The organism is Tepidamorphus sp. 3E244 (assembly GCF_046159835.1).
In the GTDB taxonomy this organism is placed as follows: domain Bacteria; phylum Pseudomonadota; class Alphaproteobacteria; order Rhizobiales; family Tepidamorphaceae; genus JACKJK01.
Genome location: NZ_JBJXCY010000002.1, coordinates 1,149,515 through 1,168,425, shown reverse-complemented (window position 1 = coordinate 1,168,425; position 18,911 = coordinate 1,149,515). Strand labels below are relative to the sequence as shown.

Below are 18,911 nucleotides of genomic sequence, written 5' to 3'. Positions count from 1 at the left end.
CTTATAGTGAAATCCAGATGCGTTCGCCAGTGAGCCCATAGTCGTGAATCCGTCGAATACTGCGCATTTTGAAGGCATGACCCTGTCGGGGCACGAGCTTGCGTGCCTGCGCGGTGGGCGGCGTGTGCTGCACGGGCTTTCCTTTGACGCAGCCGGCGGGGCGGCACTGGCCCTGCGCGGACCCAACGGTGTGGGCAAATCCTCGCTGCTGCGGCTGATTGCGGGCCTCGTTCCGCTGGAGGCGGGCGAACTCACGCTGTCCGGCGGCGAGGCGGACACGCCGGTTGCCGAGCAGGCCCACTATCTCGGCCATCTCGACGCACTGAAACCGGGCCTGAGCGTTGAGGAAAACCTCGGCTTCTGGGCCACGTTCCTTGGCGATGGCGCGCCACCGCGCGCGGCAATCGACGATGCGCTGGACGCAGTCGGCCTGCTTGATATCGCGACCCTGCCGGCGCGCTACCTGTCCGCCGGGCAGCGCAGGCGACTGGCATTGGCGCGGCTCGCCGCGGTTTCGCGGCCCGTCTGGCTGCTGGATGAACCCACCTCCGCGCTTGATGCCGACGGGCAGGCGCGGCTTTTTGCACTGATCGAAACGCATCTGGCGCGTGGCGGCATCGTCATCGCCGCGACCCACGTTGACCTGCCCTTCACGGTGCGCGACCTCAAGCTGGAGCGGCTGGCATGAGCGCGCTCAAGAGCCTCTTCTACCGCGAACTGACGCTCGCCGTGCGGCTTGGCGGCGGCGCGCTAATGGCAGTGATCTTCTTTCTCATCGTCGTCACCGTCATTCCCTTCGCCGTCGGGCCGGACCTGAACCTGCTGGCGCGCATCGGCCCGGCGATCCTGTGGATCGGGGCGCTGCTGGCCAACCTGCTGGCGCTCGACCGGCTCTTCCAGGCCGATCAGGAAGACGGCTCTCTCGATCTCATGGTCATGGCGCCGGTGCCGCTGGAACTCACCGTGGCCGTAAAGGCCGCGGCCTACTGGGTCACGACCGGCCTGCCGCTGGCGGTTGCCGCGCCGCTGTTCGGGATGATGCTGAACATGCCGGCGGAATCGCTCGGCGCAGTCTGCCTGACGCTGCTTGCCGGCACGCCGGGACTGACCTTCATCGGCATCATCGGGGCGGCGCTGACCGTTGCCCTTCGTAGGGGCGGACTTCTCATGGCGATCCTCGTGATTCCACTGATGATCCCGATCCTGATATTCGGCATTCTCGCGACCTCGGCCGCCGTGGTCGTGACGACGCCGTTCCTCAACCCGTTCCTGTTGCTGCTGGCGCTTTCGCTGGGGGCATCGGTGCTCGGGCCGATCGCCGCAGCCGCCGCGCTGCGGTTCGGGCTGGAGTAGCTTCACGCGCGGCAATGGGGCGCAGGGGGCGACTTCAATTCGCCGCCTTGAATGTGTAACAGTCGCGCCAACAAGCGTTCTTCAGAACCGTTCCAGACAGGCAGGATCGTCTTCATGGGTGTCATGGACCTCGCCAATCCGACCCGTTTCATGGGCTACAGCCAGCGCATCCTGCCGTGGCTGTGGGGCCTTGCGTGCGTGACGCTTGCGGTCGGCCTGTACCTGTCGTTCTTCGTCGCCCCGCAGGACTACCAGCAGGGCAACACCGTGCGGATCATGTTCATCCACGTGCCTGCGGCATGGCTGGCGATGTTCGCCTATTCGCTGATCGCCATTTCCTCCATCGGCACGCTTGTCTGGCGGCATCCGCTGGCGGATGTCTCGGCGCGCGCCGCTGCCCCCATCGGGGCTGTCTTCACCTTCATCGCGCTCGTCACAGGCTCGCTGTGGGGCAAGCCCATGTGGGGCACGTGGTGGGTGTGGGACGCGCGGCTGACCTCGGTTCTGATCCTGTTCCTGATGTATCTCGGGCTGATCGCGCTGTGGCGCTCGTTCGACGATCCGGCGCGCGGCGCGCGCATCGTCGCGGTGCTGGCGCTGGTCGGCGCGGTGAACCTGCCGATTATCAAGTTCTCGGTGGAGTGGTGGAACACGCTGCACCAGCCGGCCAGCGTGATGCGCATGGACGGGCCGACGATCCACTCCTCGATCCTCATCCCGCTGCTGGTCATGGCGCTCGGGGCGACGTTCCTGTTCATGGCCATACACATCGCCGCGATGCGCAACGAGGTGCTGCGTCGGCGCGTGCGCGCCATGCAGATCACGGCGGCGCGCGGTGCCGCGACAGGTGCTGCACAGGAGGAGCCGGGCCTTGCTTGAGGAATTCGGACGCCACGCGGGCTATATCGCGGCGAGTTACGCCATCACGGTTGCGGTCATCGCCGGGCTGATACTATGGGTGCGCCATGACGGGCGCGCGCAGCAGCGTGCGCTGGAGACCATGAAGAGCCGGGGCCTGCGCCGCCGCTCCACGCCGCAGACCTGATTTTCGAACTGGATTTCTCGTGAACGAAACGCTCTCGCGCGCGCTCATCATCATTCCGCTTGTCGTGTTCCTGTCGCTGGCCGGGCTGTTCTACTACCGTCTGGACGCGGGCGACCCGTCCAAGGTGCCCTCGGCGCTGATCGGGCGCGAGGCGCCGGAGTTCCAGCTCGACGCGCTGCCCGACCTCACCGGCGACAACGAACCCGTGCCGGGCTTTTCGCGCGCCGACCTCAACGGCGCTGTGAGCGTCGTCAATGTCTGGGCGTCATGGTGCGTGCCGTGCCGCGACGAGCACCCCTTCATGGTGGAATTGTCCAAGGACGACCGGTTCAAGCTCTACGGGCTGAACTACAAGGACAAGGCAGACAACGCGCGCCGGTTCCTGGGGCGCTACGGCAACCCGTATGATGCGGTCGGCACCGACCAGACAGGGCGCGTCGGCATCGACTGGGGCGTCTACGGCGTGCCGGAAACCTTCATCGTCGACGCTAGAGGACGCGTCGCCTACAAGCATGTGGGGCCGATCAACAAGGCGATCCTCGAGCAGATCATCATGCCGAAGATCGAGGAAACGCTCGTCGGAACCTCGTCACAATAGCCTCGACAACCGCCGGGGGCGAAGCGATGCCGCTCGATCCGAGCTTCAACGAAAGCGTGCCGCAAGGCGACAACGTCTCGCGCAAGGTCTGCGACCATTGCGGTTTCGTCGCCTACGTGAACCCCAAGATCGTCGTCGGCTCCGTGGTGCGTTCGGGCGAGAAGGTGCTGCTGTGCCGCCGCGCCATCGAGCCGCGCAAGGGCTTCTGGACGATCCCGGCAGGTTATCTCGAACTGGCCGAGACGCCGGAGGCCGGCGCCAAGCGCGAGGCGCGGGAAGAGGCCTGCGCCAACTTGAACATCTCCGGGCTGCTCGCCGTCTACACCATCGCGCATCTGAGCCAGGTGCAGATCTTCTACCGCGCGACGTTTGCCGAGCCGGAAATCGCGGCGGGTGAGGAAAGCCTTGAAGTCGGCTTGTTCGGCTGGGACGAGATCCCGTGGGAAGACATCGCGTTCCCTTCGGTCAAATGGGCGCTGGACCACGAGCGCAGCGTGCACTTAGGCAAAGCGACCGCGCCGTTCGCCAACCCGGACGGAGAAACGGGCGGGCTTTCGGAATAGTCAGGCCGCATCTTCGCTTTCCAGCGAATGCTTCTGCAGCAGCGGCAGCTGCGCCAGCGAGAAGGCCAGCGTCAGCGGCATGATGCCGAAGACCTTGAAGCTGACCCAGGTGTCGGTGGAATAGGTCCGCCAGACGAACTCGTTCACCACCGCCAGAAAGACGAAGAAGATCATCCAGCGCACCGTGAGCTTGTGCCAGCCCTCGTCGTCGAGCGCGAAGATCGGGCCGAAGACGATCTTCAGCAGCGGGCGGCGGAAATAGAGGCCGGCCGCCAGCATCGCCGCGAAGCACAGGTTCACGATGGTGGGCTTCAGCTTGATGAAGATGTCGTCCTGCATGTAGAGCGTCAGGCCGCCGAAGATCAGCACGAAGACGCCGGTGATGAGCGGCATGATCGGGATCGTTCGCAGGCGGATATAGGCGAAAGTCAGCGCGATCGCGGTCGCGACCATGAAGGCTCCGGTCGCCCAGAAGATCCCGAACTTCCAGTTGGAAAGGAAGAAAACGACCAGCGGGCCCATCTCGGTCGCAAGCCGGATGCCGTGGGCGTTCTCGCGCTGCGTTGTCTCGCTCATGCGGCACCCTGAAGCGTGTCGGAGCCTGCAATCGCGCGGGCGAACTCCTTCGGGTCGAAGGGCTGGAGATCGTCGACACCCTCGCCGACGCCGATGGCGTGGACCGGCAGCCCGTGCCTGGCGGCGATGGCAACCAGAATGCCGCCGCGCGCCGTGCCGTCGAGCTTGGTCATCACAAGGCCGGTGACGCCCGCGACATTGCGGAAGATTTCCACCTGCTGCATGGCGTTCTGCCCGGTGGTCGCATCAAGGGTCAGCAGCACCGTGTGGGGCGCGGTCTCATCCTTCTTGCGGATCACGCGGATGATCTTTTCAAGCTCGGCCATCAGGTCGGCCTTGTTCTGCAGGCGGCCTGCGGTGTCGATCATCAGCACGTCGGCGTTTTCCGCCTGCGCCTTGTCGAGCGCGTCGAAGGCAAGGCCGGCGGCATCCGCGCCGATCTCGCGGGCAACCACCGGCGCACCAATGCGCCCGCCCCAGATCTTCAGCTGCTCGACGGCTGCGGCACGGAACGTGTCACCGGCGGCCAGAACGACGGACTTGCCGTCGTCGCGGAACTGCGCGGCGAGCTTGGCGATGGTTGTCGTCTTGCCGGTGCCGTTGACGCCGACGACGAGAACCACGTGCGGCTTGTGCTTGCCGTCGATCACCAGCGGCTGGGCAACGGGTTCCAGCGTGCGGGCGACTTCCTCCGCCAGCACGGCGCGAACTTCCGTGTCGCTGATTTCCTTGTCGAAGCGACCGGCGGCCAGCGCGTCAGTGATGCGCATGGCTGTTTCGACGCCGAGGTCGGCGGCGATCAGCACGTCCTCGAGGTCCTCCAGCATCGCATCGTCAAGCTTTCGCTTGGTGACGATGGAGACGAGGTTGTCCTTGAGAGCATTGGAGGAGCGCGACAGGCCCGATGTCAGCCGTCCGAACCAGGACTGCTTCGGTTCATCTTCGGCAGGTACCGGTTCGGGCGCGGGCTGAGGTTCCCGCTCAGGCTCGGGTTGCGGTTCGGCCAGCGGCTCACCGGCATCCTCGGTCGCGGCGACTTCCGGCGTCACGGCTTCCAGCCGCGCGGGCAGGTCCTCGACCGGCGGCAGCGGCGGCTCGCCCGGCTCCTGCGGCGCGGGAGGTTCGTCTGGCTCGGCAGGTGGCGGCGCCTGTTCCTCGGCGAGCGGAGCTGCCGGTTCGGCAGGCTCGACCGGGGCAGCGGGTTCGGGCTGCGCCGCGGTGTCCGCGGCTTGCTCGTCCGCCGGCTTTTCCTCGACGTCGGGCTTTTCGGGTTCGGGCTTTGCGCCTCCGAACAACCGCTTGAAGAAACCCTGTTTCTCGCTCATGCCGCCGCCTGCGTCCGTGCGATGAACATCTGGCCGTCATGACCGGCGAGGATCGCCGGGACGATGCGTCCCGGTTCGCTCGTATCGTCCGGAAGGCGGGCCTCGGTGAACTGCTCGGTGCGTCCGATGCCGGGTCGCTCGACCAGAATGTCGGCGCTCATGCCGACGCGCGAATCCAGATGCGCCTGCAAAGCGCGGTCGCCCTCGGCGCGCAGCCGTGCGGCGCGCTCCTTCACGATGGCGCGCTCAAGCTGCGGCATCCTTGCTGCCGGCGTGCCCTCGCGCGGTGAGAACGGGAAGACATGCAGATGCGTCAGCCCGCATTCGGTGACGATATCGAGCGAGCGCTGGAAATGGTCTTCGGTCTCGGTCGGGAAGCCGGCGATGAGGTCGGCCCCGAAGACCATGTCCGGGCGCAGGGCGCGAACGTCCTCGCAGAAGCGGATGGCGTCATCGCGCAGGTGGCGGCGCTTCATGCGCTTCAGGATCAGATCATCGCCCGCCTGCAGGGAGAGGTGCAGGTGCGGCATCAAGCGCGGTTCGTTGGCAATCGCGTCCATCAGCGCGTCATCCACCTCGATGGAATCGATGGAGGAGATGCGCAGGCGCTGAAGTTCCGGCACGTGGCGCAGGATATCGTGGGTCAGCATGCCAAGGCTCGGCGTTCCCGGCAGGTCGGACCCGTAAGAGGTCAGGTCGACGCCGGTCAGCACCACTTCCGCATAGCCGTTTTCCACCAGCCGGCGGATCTGCTCGACCACGACGCCACCGGGCACGGAGCGCGACGGCCCGCGGCCATAGGGAATGATGCAGAAGGTGCAGCGATGGTCGCAGCCGTTTTGCACCTGAACGAAGGCGCGGGCGCGGTCCTTCAGGCCGTCGATGAGGATCGCGTCCTCCCCGCCGACGAGGTGGCCGGCGGTCTCACGCACGCTCATGATGTCGTTGACGAAGACTTTCTCGCTCGTTTCGGTTCCGAAATCAGCGGCGTAGCGAGAGGGGTCGGCCTTGTGCTCGTTGCCGACAACGAGATCGACCTCGCCCATCTGGGCGAAGGTGGCAGGCTCGGTTTGCGCTGCACACCCGGTGACGACGATGCGGGCGTTCGGGTTCTCGCGGCGGGCACGGCGGATCGCCTGGCGGGCCTGCCGCACGGCTTCGCCCGTCACCGCGCAGGTGTTGAAGACGATGGTGTCCTCGCCCGCGCCGGCGGCCTCGCCCGCGCCGCGAATGAGTTCCGATTCATAGGCGTTGAGCCGGCAGCCGAAGGTGACGACGCGCGGCCCGTTCTGCGGGCTGGTCATGCGGCGGTCTCCGGCAGCAGCGTGTGCGGGATCAGGGCGTCGTAATCGTGGGTGACAGGGCCGGTCATGATGACGTGGCCGTCGCTCTCGCGCCATTCGATGAGGAGCGGCCCGCCGGGCAGGGTGACGGTCAGCTTGCGCTCGGTCATGCGCCGGCGGACAGCCGATACGCCGATGGCGCAGGCCGCGCTGCCGCAGGCAAGGGTCAGCCCCGCGCTACGCTCCCAGACGCGGGCGCGCACATGGGTGCGGTCGATCACCTGGACAATCGAGATATTGGCGCGCTCGGGAAACATCGGGTGGTTTTCCAGCACCGGGCCGATGGCGGCCAGGTCGTGCGCGTCGATATCGGCGGTGAAGAAGACCGCGTGCGGGTTGCCCATGTTGGCGACGGCGGGCGAATGCAGCACCGGCGCGTCTATGGGCCCGACCTGCAGCTCGATGCCGCTGGTATCGTGGAATTCTTCTGCAAGCGGGATTTCGTCCCACTTCAGGCGCGGCGCGCCCATGTCGACGCTGACGGTACCATCGGCGTGGATGACGCTCGGCAGCTGGCCGGCGATGGTCTCGATGACGATGTCGCGCTTGCCGGTCTCGCTGCCGAGGATGTCTGCGACGCAGCGCGTGGCGTTGCCGCAGGCACCGGCCTCGCTGCCGTCTGGATTGAAGATGCGCATGAAGACGTCCGCGCCGTTCTTTCCCGGCAGCAGCGCGATGAACTGGTCGCAGCCGATCCCGGTCTCGCGATTGGCGATGCGCGCGATATCCGGCGGCATCAGGCCGAGCGGACCCGTCCGGGCGTCAACGATGATGAAGTCGTTGCCCAGTCCGTTCATCTTGCGAAAGGCGATGTCGCGCGTCGTCACGCGGATGGTCCTTCGTTGCAGTGTCTTGAGGCGCAAAGCCTGTTTGGCGCGATATATGGCCGATCATGGGGCAAAAAGCGAGAAGCCGCCCAAATCTACGGAATGATGGTTTCCGCGGCCACGGAGTGCGTCACGAAAATGTAGACGCCAATTGCCGCCAGAACGATACCGCCCACGGTTTCGGCATGCGGTCCCAGCAGCTTGCCGACGCGCGGCGCGATCAACAGCCCGGTGGTGGCGACCGCGAAGGACACGCAGCCGATGATGAGGGCGGCAAACAGTCCCGAGACGTCGGCGAAGGCGAGCGCGATGCCGACCGCGCAGGCGTCGATGCTGGTGCCAAGTACCGTGACGAGGTTGCCGAGCAGGCTCGGGCGTTTCGCGGGCCCATTGTCCGGCTCGTCTTCACTCTCGCCGGAATCGGTGAGGCCGGCGTAGATCATCCGCCCGCCGATCGCCACGAGCAGAAACAGGGCGAACCAGTGGTCGATCTCTTCCACGAACGTACGAAAGCTCGAGGCGAGCAACAGGCCGAGCGCGACCATCGCGCCTTCGGCAAGTCCGAACATGGCGCCCGTGCGCAGCGCCGAGCCGTAGGTCGCGAAGCGCCCGGATGCGCCGCGTGCCAGCGAAACGGCAAACGCGTCGGTCGACAGGGCGAGGGCAACGAGCAGCAGTGCGCCGAAGGTCATCGCCGCGTCCCCCGTGGGTCCAAGTGCCCGAATGCCGGGCCGCGAGGCGAGGCGCGGTAAATACTGGCGCAGGACGTCCGGGGCAAGGCTGCGCCAGCGGGTTTGACCGCATGGCAGGTCTTCGTGTATGACGCAGGCCGAAATTCGGGACAGATGCATCTTGTCTCCGCCGCCCGGCACATGAGGCCGTGGGGGTCAACGCCCGCCAGCGATGTTCGCCCGCGGGCGCGCTCTGCGTTTGGGCTGTGCGGCGGGTGGCCGCGTACCTATCTGCAAGGCGGGATGAAACAGGCTGTCGCGGGAGCGGAAGAATGAGCGAACTGAGACTTGAGGATTGCGTGAACGAGACGTGCCCGTGGTCGGGAGACCCGGTCGCGGCGGATTCGCTCACGTTGTATCGCGGGCAGGTGGTCGGGTTCTGCAACACCGGCTGCCGCGACAAGTTCGAGACCGCCGTTTCCGCGTTCGACGCGAAGATCGCAACATCGGAGGCGTCCCGTGTTTGACAATCTTTCCGATCGCCTGAGTGGCATTTTCGACAAGCTGACGAAGCGCGGTGCGCTGTCGGAGGCCGATGTTTCGGAGGCGCTGCGCGAGGTTCGTCGCGCGCTGATCGAGGCTGACGTCGCGCTCGACGTCGTGCGCGACTTCGTCGAGACGGTGCGCGAGAAGGCCGTCGGCGTCGAAGTCGTCAAGTCCGTGACGCCCGGCCAGATGGTCGTGAAGATCGTCAACGACGCCCTCGTCGACATGCTGGGCCGCGATCCCGCGCCACTCGACCTGCACGCCGCGCCCCCGGTCGCGGTGATGATGGTCGGCCTGCAGGGCTCCGGCAAGACGACGACCACGGCCAAGATCGCCCGCCGGCTTTCGGGCAAGGGTGGCCAGCAGGGGCCGCGCAAGGTGCTGATGGCCTCGCTCGACACGCGCCGCCCTGCCGCACAGGAACAGCTCAAGATTCTCGGCGAGCAGACGAACGTCGCCACGCTCCCCATTGTCGCGGGCCAGTCGCCGGTGCAGATCGCCAGGCGCGCGATGGAAGCGGGCCGTCTCGGCGGCTACGACGTCGTGATGCTCGATACGGCGGGCCGCACCCATATCGACGAGCCGCTGATGGCGGAAATGGCGGAAATCAAGCAGGCCGCCGACCCGCACGAAATCCTGCTGGTCGCCGATGCGCTGACCGGCCAGGACGCGGTGAACCTCGCCAAGAACTTCAACGAGCGCGTCGGCATCACCGGCATCGTGCTGACCCGTCTCGACGGTGACGGACGCGGCGGCGCGGCACTGTCGATGCGCGCCGTTACCGGCAAGCCGATCAAGCTGGTCGGCGTCGGCGAGAAGATGGACGAGCTTGAGGATTTCCATCCCGAGCGCATCGCCGGCCGCATTCTCGGCATGGGCGACATCGTTTCGCTGGTCGAACGCGCAGCCGAGACCATCGACCAGGAAAAAGCGCAAGCCATGGCCCGAAAGATGGCCAAGGGCGCGTTCGACCTGGACGACCTGTCCGAGCAGCTCAAGCAGATGCAGAACATGGGCGGCATGACCGGGTTGCTCGGCATGATGCCCGGCATGGGCAAGATGAAGAAGCAGCTTGCCGGCGCCAATCTCGACGACAGCCTGCTGGGCCGCCAGCGCGCGATCATTTCCTCCATGACCAAGAAGGAACGCACCAACCCGAAAGTGCTGAACGCATCGCGCAAGCGCCGCGTCGCCGCCGGGTCGGGCACCAAGGTAGAGGAAATCAACAAGCTTCTGAAGATGCACCGCCAGATGGCCGACATGATGAAGGCGCTCGGCGGCAAGAAGGGCAAGGGCCTGATGGGCGGTCTCGGCTCCATGATGGGGATGGGCGGCGGCATGCCGAACGTCGACCCGGCGGAGCTGGAGAAGATGGCGAAGGCTGCGGGCGGTGCACCCAGCCAGATGCCGAAGCTGCCCGGCGGGGCTGGTGGTGGTTTGCCTCCGGGGTTTCCCGGCGGCAGCGGCGGCGGCCTGCCGCCCGACCTCGCCCGCATGCTTTCCAAGGGAAAAAAGAAATAGCCCGTCACCACTGACGGTCTGACGCGTCATCAACGAACAACCGAACACAACCGACAAACTGGAGTATCAAGACAATGGCCCTGAAAATTCGTCTCGCCCGTGGCGGCGCCAAGAAGCGCCCGTTCTATTCCATTGTGGTGGCCGATTCCCGCTACCCGCGCGATGGCCGCTTCATCGAGAAGCTCGGCACCTTCAACCCGCTGCTGCCGAAGGATTCCGAAGCCCGCATCGTTCTCGACGTCGAGAAGGCCAAGGAATGGCTCGCCAAGGGTGCGCAGCCGACCGACCGCGTGGCCCGCTTCCTCGACGCCGAAGGCCTGATGAAGCGCGCAGCCCGCAACAACCCGGAAAAGGCCCAGCCCGGCAAGAAGGCGCAGGAGCGCGTGAAGGAAAAGGAAGAGACCGCCAAGGCGAAGGCTGAAGCCGCTGCCGCCGAAGCCGAGGCCCCGGCTGAAGAGGCGCCCGCCGAGGAAGCCCCCGCCGAGGAGGCTCCGGCCGAAGAGACCGCGTCTGACGAAGCCGCGTCCGAAGAAAACGCGTAAAGCGCGAACGTGGACGCCGGGCGGCTTCTGGTTGGCGAAATCGGCGCGCCGCACGGCGTGCGCGGCGATGTTCGCGTGAAGAGCCACACGGGCGATCCGCTCGCGATTGCAGACTATGGCCCGCTCGTCAGCGATGACGGGCGGGTTTTCCATGTCGAGGCGATCCGCCCGGACAAGACGGTGGTGATCGTCTCGTTCAAGGAAATCCGCGACCGCAATGCCGCGGAAGCCGCGAAGGGCGTGAAGCTCTACGTCGAGCGCGATGCGCTGACCGACGACGAGGAAGACGACGACAGCTTCTTCCACGCCGACCTGATCGGGCTGAAGGCAGTCGACACGAGCGGCAAGGAACTGGGCGAGATCATCGCGATCCACGATTTCGGTGCAGGTGATCTGCTCGACGTGGCGGTGGCCGACGGCCCAAGCGTGCTGGTGCCCTTCACGCAGCAGATCGTGCCGCAGCTCGACATCGAGGCAGGCCACGTCACCGTCGATCCGCCGGCCGGCCTCTTCGACAAGCCGGAGCCGCGCCGACCCAAGCGTCGGCGCTCGCCCAAGGCATCGGAGAAAGCAAAGAAGCCCGGTGCGGGGTCCGCATGACCTGGCGGGCCAGCATACTCACGCTGTACCCGGAAATGTTTCCCGGTCCGCTCGGTGTTTCGCTGGCGGGCCGCGCGCTCACCGCAGGCACATGGACCTGCGAGACGACGCAGATCCGCGAGTTCGGTATCGGCAAGCACCGGGCGGTGGACGACACGCCGTCGGGCGGCGGTCCGGGCATGGTAATGCGCGCCGACGTGCTGGCAGCCGCCATCGATGCGGCCTCGCCGCAAGGCGATCGGCGCCCGCGACTGGTGATGACGCCGCGCGGGCGGCCACTGACCCAAGCCCGCGTCCGCGAATTGAGCGCCGGGCCGGGCGTCGTCGTCCTGTGCGGGCGGTTCGAGGGGATGGACGAGCGCATCATGGCGGCGCGCGACCTTGAGGAAGTTTCCATCGGCGACTACGTGCTGTCGGGCGGCGAGATGGGCGCGCTGGTGTTGCTCGATGCCTGCGTGCGGCTGCTGCCGGGCGTGATGGGGGCGGTAGCCTCCGGCCACGAGGAAAGCTTCGAGGGCGGGCTGCTCGAATACCCGCAATATACCCGCCCGCAGGTGTTTGAAGACGTCGAGATTCCTGCCGTTCTTACCTCCGGCGACCACGGCGCGGTGGAGCGCTGGCGGGCCGAGCGGGCGCTGGCTGATACCCGCGAACGCCGCCCGGACCTGGCTGCGCGAGACGGATCGCCTGAGCGCGGCAGTTAAGTCGCGGAATTGAAGGCTTCGCGGCACTCGACAAGTCCACCGGACTTGCTGTATAGAGCGCGCTTTCCGAAAGGTCGGTCGGCCCTCGGTGCGAATGCGTTTGCGCTGAAAACGGCCAATATCGGAACCGGCAGTGCCGGCTCACAAAGACAACATACGCGGCGATGCTATGTCCCGCCCGTCATCGAAGTGGCTTCAAGGCGCTTCGGTTGGAACGGCCGGAACCAATGGGCGGCGCAAAACAAAACTGGTGACGACAGATGAACATCATCCAGGAGCTCGAAGCCGAGCAGGCTGCCGCGCTTGCCGAAAAGCGCCCGATCCCCGAATTCCGCGCCGGCGACACGGTTCGTGTCCACGTGCGCATCATTGAAGGTCAGCGCTCGCGCCTGCAGGCCTATGAAGGCGTCTGCATCGCGCGTTCCGGCGGCGGCCTGAACGAAAGCTTCACCGTCCGCAAGATTTCCTATGGCGAAGGCGTGGAACGTGTGTTCCCGGTCTATGCCCCGGTCGTCGAGCAGATCGAAGTCATCCGCCGCGGCAAGGTTCGCCGCGCGAAGCTCTATTACCTGCGCGACCGTCGCGGCAAGTCGGCTCGTATCCCCGAGCGCCAGGACCGCAACCGCGGAAAGGGCAAGGACGCCGCCAAGCCGGCCGCCGCTGCTTCTTCCGGCCCGCTGTTCGATGCGCCGAAGGGCCAGTCCGACGATCTGAAGAAGATTTCCGGCGTGGGCGAGGTGCTCGAGGGCAAGCTGAACGCGCTCGGCATCAAGACCTACGAGCAGATCGCCAACTTCTCCGACGAGGACATGGCGAAGGTCGACGATGCGCTCGACTTCAAGGGTCGCATGGAGCGTGAGGACTGGGTTGGCCAGGCGCGCACGTTCATCGCCGATGCCACGCAGGACGAAGTTGCGGCGAAGGCCGAAGAGAACGCCGACGAGTCCAAGGACGCGTAACGGTTTTCCTTAACGCCAAAGAATTTAAAGGGCGGTCCCTCGGGGCCGCCCTTTTTCGTTTCGGTGCGTTCTTGTCTTCCGCGTGGCTACTCGACCACCGCGATGATCGGGCCCATGGGAAACAGGAAATCGATGCGGCCCGCCTGCGGCGCGTAGATGGACGAGATCGAGCCGTCGAGGAACAGCGCGTCGTTGCAGCCGAGCTTGTCGCGGAACAGCGTCGCGAAATCGTGGAATGTGACCGACCGTTGCGAGATCGCGAAGACGGCTGTCCTTCCGCCGTCGCGCACGCCGACGCCGTTGCGCACCTTGTGCGAGGTTGAATCCGGCAGAAAGCGGTGATGCAGCTTGCCGCCGATGACCAGCATCGGACCGGACTGGGTGGCAAAGCTCGGCTTGCGCCTAGACTTCACGAAGGCCTTCGTCTCGGTGACGCCGGCCTTGCCCTCGCCAAACCAGAAGACGCCGTTGGGCAGCATGTGGAAATTGCCCGGCCCGGCGTTGGTGTTGGCTTCCTTCAGCCGCTTGCCGTCTTCCACGTAAAGCCCGACCGGCGACAGGTCCTCGTGGTACATGCCGCCGTTCATCGCAAAGACGAGCGACTTGCCGCGCGTCTCCAGTTCGCGGCGCAGCGGCCCGAAGCCGCCGAAGGGGTTGCCGCTCGGCTTGTTGAGGAACAGGCGCAGGTCGGCGCTTGCCATGTCCACGCGGCAGACCAGCGCCGTCATGGCCTTGTGATCGATCTTTTCGCAGGCAACGGGGGTTTGCGCGCGGGCGGGCGAAGGACCGGCGAGCAGGGCTGCTGCAGCAATCGCGGCGAGCACAAGTGTTGCGGGCAGTGTCGCGCATGGCTGTGCGAACTTGACCTGCATGGCCGGTTGGCTCCATATCCTGCGGTTCAACGGCATTTCCTAAATTTTGGGGAGAATGGACGACATGAGTGCGCCGCGCACCCTCTATGACAAGATCTGGGACGATCACCTGGTGGACGAACAGCCTGACGGCACCTGCCTTCTTTATATCGACCGGCATCTTGTCCATGAAGTGACCAGCCCGCAGGCCTTCGAGGGGCTGCGCATGGCAAACCGCAAGGTTCACGCGCCGCAGAAGACGCTCGCCGTCGTAGACCACAACGTGCCGACGACTGACCGCTCGAAGGGCATCGACGATCCGGAATCCGCACTGCAGGTGGATACGCTCGCCAAGAACGCGGGCGAATTCGGCATCGAGTATTACGACGAGCGCGACAAGCGCCAGGGTATCGTCCACATCATCGGGCCGGAACAGGGTTTCACCCTGCCGGGAACGACCATCGTGTGCGGCGACAGCCACACCTCGACCCATGGCGCGTTTGGCGCGCTGGCCCATGGCATCGGCACGTCAGAGGTCGAGCATGTGCTCGCCACCCAGACGCTCATCCAGAAGAAGGCCAAGAACATGCTGGTCTCCGTCGACGGCACGCTGCCGGACGGAGTGACCGCGAAGGACATCATCCTCGCCATCATCGGCGAGATCGGGACCGCAGGCGGCACCGGCCACGTGATGGAATATGCGGGCGAAGCCATCCGCGCGCTGTCGATGGAAGGCCGGATGACGGTCTGCAACATGTCCATCGAGGGTGGCGCGCGCGCCGGCATGATCGCGCCCGACGAGAAGACCTACGAATACATCAAGGACCGTCCGCGCAGCCCCAAGGGCACCGCGTGGGACATGGCGCGCGCCTACTGGGAGACGCTGCCGAGCGACGAGGGCGCGGAATTCGACGTCGAGATAAAGCTCGATGCCGCCAGCCTGCCGCCGATCGTCAGCTGGGGCACCAGCCCGGAACAGGTGATCTCGGTCGCCGGTCGCGTGCCGAGCCCGGGCGAGATCAGTGATGCCAACAAGCGCAAGGCGGCGGAACGCTCACTCGCCTATATGGGCCTGACCGGCGGCGAAAAGGTCACCGACATCAAGCTCGACAAGATCTTCATCGGGTCGTGCACCAATGGCCGGATCGAGGACTTGCGCGCGGTTGCCAGCATCGTCGAGGGCCGCAAGGTCAACGAGGCGCTGGAAGCGATGATCGTTCCCGGTTCCGGCCTCGTGAAGGAACAGGCGGAAGCCGAGGGCCTCGACAAGATCTTCAAGGCCGCGGGCTTCGACTGGCGCGAGCCGGGCTGCTCCATGTGCCTTGCCATGAACGCCGACAAGCTGAAGCCGGGCGAGCGCTGCGCCTCGACCTCGAACCGCAATTTCGAGGGTCGCCAGGGCTACAAGGGCCGTACGCATCTCGTCTCGCCGGCGATGGCGGCGGCAGCGGCGATTGCCGGGCACTTCGTCGACGTACGCGAGTGGCCGAAGGGCTGACGCATCGCGCGCAAACAAGACTGCAAACGAAAAAGACCCCGGAGAGACGATCTCCGGGGTCTTTTGTATTCAGGCGCCGCGGGTCTTAGCGACGGTGACCGCGGTAGCCGCGCGGAATACGGTCGCAGTGGTAGCCGACGTGAACCCGCATCCGCTTCCAGCCATGGCGCGTCCAGTGGCGCTGGGTGCGGTAGATCGGCTCGCACGAGCGGCGGGCGCGGTAGTGGCGGCGGTGGCCGCCACGATTGCGGTCGCCGTCATTGTAGTAGATCCCGAAGCCGTTGCCCTGGATCCCGACACTGACGGATCCGGCATTGGCGGTGTTGGGCATGGCTGCGGTTCCCGCGATGGCGAGGAAAGCGGCGGCCATAATCGGCATTACAAACTTGCGCATGGCTTTGTCTCCTGTTTCCTGTCGTGGCGCGGGGTTGATCGTCGGGGTAACGCGTCACGTCATGACAGGGACAATGGCAGGGCGTGCGTGAACGCTCCCTGATTGGGCCGTTCATTCTCGGTTCATGTGGGGAGGCAAGCGCGGAAGGCAGGTTGGCCATGACCGCGAACCTGCTTCATTCGATGTGGGAACGAAGGCACGCGGGTGCAAGGGCGCGGCTGCGCCCCTGCGAATTCGCATCTTCTGAGAGGGTGAAAACCGGCCGGGTCAGGCTGACCGGTTCAGGCCCAATAGATCAGGCCCAAGGGCGCTCGGCTTCGAGCTTGGCCTCGTAGCTGTCGATCTTCGGCGCCTTCTCCATGGTCAGGCCGATATCGTCGAGGCCGTTCAGCAGGCAATGCTTGCGGAACGGATCGATCTGGAAGGAGATCGCGCCACCGTCGGGGCCGCGCACTTCCTGCGCTTCCAGGTCGACGGTCATGGTGGCGTTGGCGCCACGCTCGGCATCGTCCATCAGCTTTACGTGGTCTTCGGGCGAGACCTGGATGGGCAGAATGCCGTTCTTGAAGCAGTTGTTGTAGAAGATGTCGGCGAAGCTGGTGGAGATCACGCAGCGGATGCCGTAGTCGAGCAGCGCCCAGGGGGCGTGCTCGCGGCTGGAGCCGCAGCCGAAATTGTCGCCCGCGACGATGATCCTGGCGTCCTTGTAGGCCGGGTGGTTGAGGATGAAATCCTCGTTCACAGAGCCATCGTCGTTGTAGCGCATTTCCGAAAACAGGCCCGTGCCGAGGCCCGTGCGCTCAATGGTCTTCAGGTACTGCTTGGGGATGATCATGTCGGTGTCGATATTGGTGATCGGCAGCGGCGCGGCGACACCGGTAAGCGTCGTGAACTTTTCCATGATCTGAACCCGTGGCTGGAAGCTGGTGCTAGAAAGTCAGCCGTGAATACGCAGGTGGCGCGGGAATTTCAACTTCCATTGTCCGCGCAAAGGACCTGCGATCACGGCGCGGCGGCCATCTCGATATGCTCCATGTCGGAATCGCTCAGTCCGAAATGGTGGCCGATCTCGTGAACCAGCACATGGGTGATGATGTCGCCGAGTGAATCCTCGTATTCCGCCCAGTAGTCGAGGATGGGGCGGCGATAGAGCCAGATCTGGTTGGGCGGCTGGCCGGTCATCGGCGAGGAGGAGGCTTCCGACATGCCGATGCCCTGGAACAGGCCAAGCAGGTCGTAGGCGGACTCAAGACCGAGATCCTCCAGGACCTCGTCGTCGGGAAAATCGGCGATTCGGAAGACGATCGCGCCGGAAAGCTCCCGGAAATTGTTTGGAAGCCGGACATAGGCCTCCCCCGCCAGAATCTCGAAATCATCGAGACTGGGCGCGGCAAGGTTCGTCCATCGGTTTCCGCGGTCGAGCGTGGCCATCTGTCCTCGAGGGTTGCGTGCGCGGTTCAGCGCAAAACGTAGGTCGTGACGAGGTGGTAGATAAGGAACAGCACGATCAGCAGGGAAAGTCCCCGGCCGATGCGCTTGCCCCAGAGTTCGGCCCAGTCGTCCTTCGTGGCATCCTCGGCGCTGAAATGCTTCGCGGCGCGCCGAAACGCGCTGGTGCCGATCACCTCGGCGCTCTCATTGACGCGTTCGAGGTCGCGGAGCGCCTCCTGCCGGCGCTTTTCGTCTCTGGGGTCCGTGCTCATGACAGGTAGATAAGGCGGGGGGCCATGCCCCGGCAAGCACCGGTGCGCAATTGCGTTAACTGCGGGGCAAGAGAGCTTGATCGCGCGCCCGCGCTTGCCAAGCCTGCCGCGCAGGGCTAGGCATCCGCACCGAAATTCCAACAGAAGATACGGACCGGACATGGCAAGCCAGAACATCCTCCTCCTGCCGGGCGACGGCATCGGCCCCGAAGTCTGCGGTGCTGCCGAGCGCGTGATCGGCTGGTTCTCTCAACAGGGGACCACGAAGTTCGAAACCGAGAACGATCTCGTCGGCGGTTGCGCCTATGACGCGCACGGCAAGGCGATCAGCGACGATACGGTCGGCAAGGCGTTCGACGCCGACGCGATCCTGCTGGGCGCCGTGGGCGGCCCGAAGTGGGACGACGTGCCCTACGAGCACCGCCCGGAAGCAGGCCTCCTGCGCCTGCGCAAGGATCTCGACCTGTTCGCCAACCTGCGCCCGGCGATCTGCTACCCGGCGCTGGCCAAGGCCTCGGCGCTGAAGGAAGAGCTGGTCCAGGGTCTCGACATCCTGATCCTGCGCGAGTTGACCGGTGGCACCTATTTCGGCGAGCCGAAGGAAATCGTGACGCTGGAGAACGGTGACAAGCGCGCCGTCGACACCCAGGTCTACACGACGCCGGAAATCGCCCGCATCGCGCGGGTCGCCTTCGAGCTGGCGCGCACGCGCTCCAACAAGGTGACCTCGATGGAAAAGCACAACGTGATGCGCTCCGGGGTGCTCTGGAAGGAAGTCGTCACAAACGTCCACGCCAACGAGGGCTACAGCGACGTGAAGCTCGAGCACATGCTGGCCGATGCCGGCGGCATGCAGCTGGTGCGTCAGCCCAAGCAGTTCGACGTGATCGTCACCGACAACCTGTTCGGCGACCTGCTGTCGGATGTCGCGGCCATGCTGACGGGTTCGCTCGGCATGCTGCCGTCCGCCTCGCTCGGCTCCCCGGACGAGAAGACCGGCAAGCGCTACTCGCTGTACGAGCCGGTGCACGGGTCCGCGCCGGACATTGCCGGCAAGGGCGCCGCCAACCCGATCGCCATGATCGCCAGTTTCGGCATGTGCATGCGCTATTCGTTCAACATGATCGAGGAAGCCGACATGCTCGACAAGGCGATTGCCAACGCGCTGGACACCGGCGCGCGCACCGGCGACATTGCCGACGGCGGCAACGCGATGGGCACCAAGGAAATGACCGACACGATCATTGCGGAGCTTGAAAAGCTCGGCTGATTTCGCTCACGGCGAAATGTCA

23 protein-coding genes and 1 pseudogene are annotated in these 18,911 nt (G+C 65.5%); 14 read left to right on the top strand and 10 right to left on the bottom strand.

Going from position 1 to position 18,911, the window contains the following annotated elements; all coding sequences use genetic code 11:
* Positions 1–76 precede the first annotated feature (76 nt).
* From ccmA to ACKTEK_RS14250, 6 genes are all read left to right on the top strand, one after another.
* Complete coding sequence (gene ccmA / locus ACKTEK_RS14275) at positions 77–688, top strand: heme ABC exporter ATP-binding protein CcmA (protein ID WP_409165962.1); 612 nt, start codon at positions 77–79, stop codon at positions 686–688.
* On the top strand, positions 685–1,353 hold the full coding sequence (ccmB, locus tag ACKTEK_RS14270; RefSeq protein ID WP_409165961.1) for a heme exporter protein CcmB: 669 nt from the start codon (positions 685–687) through the stop codon (positions 1,351–1,353). The genes ccmA and ccmB overlap by 4 nt, the downstream gene beginning before the upstream one ends.
* A 114-nt stretch (positions 1,354–1,467) precedes the next feature.
* A complete protein-coding gene (locus ACKTEK_RS14265) occupies positions 1,468–2,232 on the top strand; it encodes a heme ABC transporter permease (RefSeq protein ID WP_409165960.1) in 765 nt (254 codons plus the stop codon).
* Positions 2,225–2,398, top strand: a complete 174-nt coding sequence (gene ccmD, locus ACKTEK_RS14260) for a heme exporter protein CcmD (RefSeq protein WP_409165959.1) — start codon at positions 2,225–2,227, stop codon at positions 2,396–2,398. The genes ACKTEK_RS14265 and ccmD overlap by 8 nt, the downstream gene beginning before the upstream one ends.
* A 19-nt stretch (positions 2,399–2,417) precedes the next feature.
* A complete protein-coding gene (locus tag ACKTEK_RS14255; RefSeq protein ID WP_409165958.1) occupies positions 2,418–2,996 on the top strand; it encodes a DsbE family thiol:disulfide interchange protein in 579 nt (192 codons plus the stop codon).
* Between the two features lie 26 nt (positions 2,997–3,022).
* The gene (locus tag ACKTEK_RS14250; protein WP_409165957.1) at positions 3,023–3,559 is read left to right on the top strand and encodes an NUDIX domain-containing protein; all 537 of its coding nucleotides are present in this window, start codon (positions 3,023–3,025) and stop codon (positions 3,557–3,559) included.
* On the opposite strand, the gene ACKTEK_RS14245 is transcribed toward ACKTEK_RS14250, so the two are convergent.
* From ACKTEK_RS14245 to ACKTEK_RS14225, 5 genes are all read right to left on the bottom strand, one after another.
* Complete coding sequence (locus ACKTEK_RS14245; RefSeq protein ID WP_409165956.1) at positions 3,560–4,135, bottom strand: septation protein A; 576 nt, start codon at positions 4,133–4,135, stop codon at positions 3,560–3,562. It lies immediately after the preceding gene.
* Positions 4,132–5,460, bottom strand: coding sequence for a signal recognition particle-docking protein FtsY (ftsY, locus tag ACKTEK_RS14240; protein ID WP_409165955.1), 1,329 nt, complete (start codon positions 5,458–5,460; stop codon positions 4,132–4,134). Before ftsY ends, ACKTEK_RS14245 begins: the two co-directional genes overlap by 4 nt.
* The gene (mtaB, locus tag ACKTEK_RS14235; protein ID WP_409165954.1) at positions 5,457–6,764 is read right to left on the bottom strand and encodes a tRNA (N(6)-L-threonylcarbamoyladenosine(37)-C(2))-methylthiotransferase MtaB; all 1,308 of its coding nucleotides are present in this window, start codon (positions 6,762–6,764) and stop codon (positions 5,457–5,459) included. The genes ftsY and mtaB overlap by 4 nt, the downstream gene beginning before the upstream one ends.
* A complete protein-coding gene (dapF, locus tag ACKTEK_RS14230; protein WP_409165953.1) occupies positions 6,761–7,630 on the bottom strand; it encodes a diaminopimelate epimerase in 870 nt (289 codons plus the stop codon). The genes mtaB and dapF overlap by 4 nt, the downstream gene beginning before the upstream one ends.
* Before the next feature lie 95 nt (positions 7,631–7,725).
* The gene (locus tag ACKTEK_RS14225) at positions 7,726–8,322 is read right to left on the bottom strand and encodes a manganese efflux pump MntP family protein (RefSeq protein ID WP_409165952.1); all 597 of its coding nucleotides are present in this window, start codon (positions 8,320–8,322) and stop codon (positions 7,726–7,728) included.
* A 311-nt stretch (positions 8,323–8,633) separates the two neighbouring features.
* On the opposite strand from ACKTEK_RS14225, the gene ACKTEK_RS14220 reads away from it, so the two are divergent.
* The 6 genes and pseudogenes from ACKTEK_RS14220 to rplS form a co-directional block, all read left to right on the top strand.
* The gene (locus ACKTEK_RS14220; protein WP_409165951.1) at positions 8,634–8,828 is read left to right on the top strand and encodes a glutathione S-transferase; all 195 of its coding nucleotides are present in this window, start codon (positions 8,634–8,636) and stop codon (positions 8,826–8,828) included.
* Positions 8,821–10,368 carry a signal recognition particle protein gene (ffh, locus tag ACKTEK_RS14215; RefSeq protein ID WP_409165950.1) on the top strand — a complete coding sequence of 516 codons (1,548 nt, stop codon included), beginning with the start codon at positions 8,821–8,823 and terminating at the stop codon, positions 10,366–10,368. Before ACKTEK_RS14220 ends, ffh begins: the two co-directional genes overlap by 8 nt.
* 74 nt (positions 10,369–10,442) lie before the next feature.
* Entirely contained in the window at positions 10,443–10,910 is a 468-nt protein-coding gene (rpsP, locus tag ACKTEK_RS14210; protein ID WP_409165949.1) for a 30S ribosomal protein S16, read from the top strand.
* Positions 10,911–10,919: 9 nt separating this feature from the next.
* The gene (gene rimM, locus ACKTEK_RS14205; RefSeq protein ID WP_409165948.1) at positions 10,920–11,510 is read left to right on the top strand and encodes a ribosome maturation factor RimM; all 591 of its coding nucleotides are present in this window, start codon (positions 10,920–10,922) and stop codon (positions 11,508–11,510) included.
* Positions 11,507–12,214 carry a tRNA (guanosine(37)-N1)-methyltransferase TrmD gene (trmD, locus tag ACKTEK_RS14200; RefSeq protein ID WP_409165947.1) on the top strand — a complete coding sequence of 236 codons (708 nt, stop codon included), beginning with the start codon at positions 11,507–11,509 and terminating at the stop codon, positions 12,212–12,214. Before rimM ends, trmD begins: the two co-directional genes overlap by 4 nt.
* Before the next feature lie 260 nt (positions 12,215–12,474).
* Positions 12,475–12,876: pseudogene (gene rplS / locus ACKTEK_RS14195) on the top strand (50S ribosomal protein L19); the annotation flags it as partial.
* Between the two features lie 383 nt (positions 12,877–13,259).
* Here rplS and ACKTEK_RS14190 read toward each other — a convergent pair.
* Positions 13,260–14,045 (bottom strand): phosphodiester glycosidase family protein, encoded by a 786-nt coding sequence (locus tag ACKTEK_RS14190; protein WP_409165946.1) that lies wholly within the window; start codon positions 14,043–14,045, stop codon positions 13,260–13,262.
* Between the two features lie 64 nt (positions 14,046–14,109).
* Here ACKTEK_RS14190 and leuC point away from each other — a divergent pair, with 64 nt between their 5' ends.
* Entirely contained in the window at positions 14,110–15,522 is a 1,413-nt protein-coding gene (gene leuC, locus ACKTEK_RS14185) for a 3-isopropylmalate dehydratase large subunit (protein WP_409165945.1), read from the top strand.
* 85 nt (positions 15,523–15,607) lie between these two features.
* Here leuC and ACKTEK_RS14180 read toward each other — a convergent pair whose 3' ends face one another.
* The 4 genes from ACKTEK_RS14180 to ACKTEK_RS14165 form a co-directional block, all read right to left on the bottom strand.
* Entirely contained in the window at positions 15,608–15,916 is a 309-nt protein-coding gene (locus ACKTEK_RS14180) for a hypothetical protein (protein WP_409165944.1), read from the bottom strand.
* Positions 15,917–16,211: 295 nt separating this feature from the next.
* Positions 16,212–16,817 (bottom strand): 3-isopropylmalate dehydratase small subunit, encoded by a 606-nt coding sequence (gene leuD / locus ACKTEK_RS14175; RefSeq protein WP_409165943.1) that lies wholly within the window; start codon positions 16,815–16,817, stop codon positions 16,212–16,214.
* A gap of 101 nt (positions 16,818–16,918) precedes the next feature.
* Positions 16,919–17,347: a metallopeptidase family protein gene (locus tag ACKTEK_RS14170; protein ID WP_409165942.1), complete on the bottom strand. Its 429-nt coding sequence runs from the start codon at positions 17,345–17,347 to the stop codon at positions 16,919–16,921.
* A gap of 26 nt (positions 17,348–17,373) precedes the next feature.
* The gene (locus ACKTEK_RS14165; protein WP_409165941.1) at positions 17,374–17,619 is read right to left on the bottom strand and encodes a hypothetical protein; all 246 of its coding nucleotides are present in this window, start codon (positions 17,617–17,619) and stop codon (positions 17,374–17,376) included.
* 160 nt (positions 17,620–17,779) lie between these two features.
* On the opposite strand from ACKTEK_RS14165, the gene leuB reads away from it, so the two are divergent.
* Positions 17,780–18,889 (top strand): 3-isopropylmalate dehydrogenase, encoded by a 1,110-nt coding sequence (leuB, locus tag ACKTEK_RS14160; protein ID WP_409165940.1) that lies wholly within the window; start codon positions 17,780–17,782, stop codon positions 18,887–18,889.
* The last annotated feature ends 22 nt before the right edge of the window (positions 18,890–18,911 follow it).

Coding starts and splice junctions, on each gene's coding strand:
- ccmA (WP_409165962.1), top strand. CDS start 77: ATGACCCTGTCGGGGCACGAGCTTGCGTGCCTGCGCGGTGGGCGGCGT.
- ccmB (WP_409165961.1), top strand. CDS start 685: ATGAGCGCGCTCAAGAGCCTCTTCTACCGCGAACTGACGCTCGCCGTG.
- ACKTEK_RS14265 (WP_409165960.1), top strand. CDS start 1,468: ATGGGTGTCATGGACCTCGCCAATCCGACCCGTTTCATGGGCTACAGC.
- ACKTEK_RS14250 (WP_409165957.1), top strand. CDS start 3,023: ATGCCGCTCGATCCGAGCTTCAACGAAAGCGTGCCGCAAGGCGACAAC.
- ACKTEK_RS14245 (WP_409165956.1), bottom strand. CDS start 4,135: ATGAGCGAGACAACGCAGCGCGAGAACGCCCACGGCATCCGGCTTGCG.
- ftsY (WP_409165955.1), bottom strand. CDS start 5,460: ATGAGCGAGAAACAGGGTTTCTTCAAGCGGTTGTTCGGAGGCGCAAAG.
- mtaB (WP_409165954.1), bottom strand. CDS start 6,764: ATGACCAGCCCGCAGAACGGGCCGCGCGTCGTCACCTTCGGCTGCCGG.
- ACKTEK_RS14225 (WP_409165952.1), bottom strand. CDS start 8,322: ATGACCTTCGGCGCACTGCTGCTCGTTGCCCTCGCCCTGTCGACCGAC.
- ACKTEK_RS14220 (WP_409165951.1), top strand. CDS start 8,634: ATGAGCGAACTGAGACTTGAGGATTGCGTGAACGAGACGTGCCCGTGG.
- rpsP (WP_409165949.1), top strand. CDS start 10,443: ATGGCCCTGAAAATTCGTCTCGCCCGTGGCGGCGCCAAGAAGCGCCCG.
- trmD (WP_409165947.1), top strand. CDS start 11,507: ATGACCTGGCGGGCCAGCATACTCACGCTGTACCCGGAAATGTTTCCC.
- ACKTEK_RS14190 (WP_409165946.1), bottom strand. CDS start 14,045: ATGCAGGTCAAGTTCGCACAGCCATGCGCGACACTGCCCGCAACACTT.
- leuC (WP_409165945.1), top strand. CDS start 14,110: ATGAGTGCGCCGCGCACCCTCTATGACAAGATCTGGGACGATCACCTG.
- ACKTEK_RS14180 (WP_409165944.1), bottom strand. CDS start 15,916: ATGCGCAAGTTTGTAATGCCGATTATGGCCGCCGCTTTCCTCGCCATC.
- leuD (WP_409165943.1), bottom strand. CDS start 16,817: ATGGAAAAGTTCACGACGCTTACCGGTGTCGCCGCGCCGCTGCCGATC.
- ACKTEK_RS14170 (WP_409165942.1), bottom strand. CDS start 17,347: ATGGCCACGCTCGACCGCGGAAACCGATGGACGAACCTTGCCGCGCCC.
- ACKTEK_RS14165 (WP_409165941.1), bottom strand. CDS start 17,619: ATGAGCACGGACCCCAGAGACGAAAAGCGCCGGCAGGAGGCGCTCCGC.
- leuB (WP_409165940.1), top strand. CDS start 17,780: ATGGCAAGCCAGAACATCCTCCTCCTGCCGGGCGACGGCATCGGCCCC.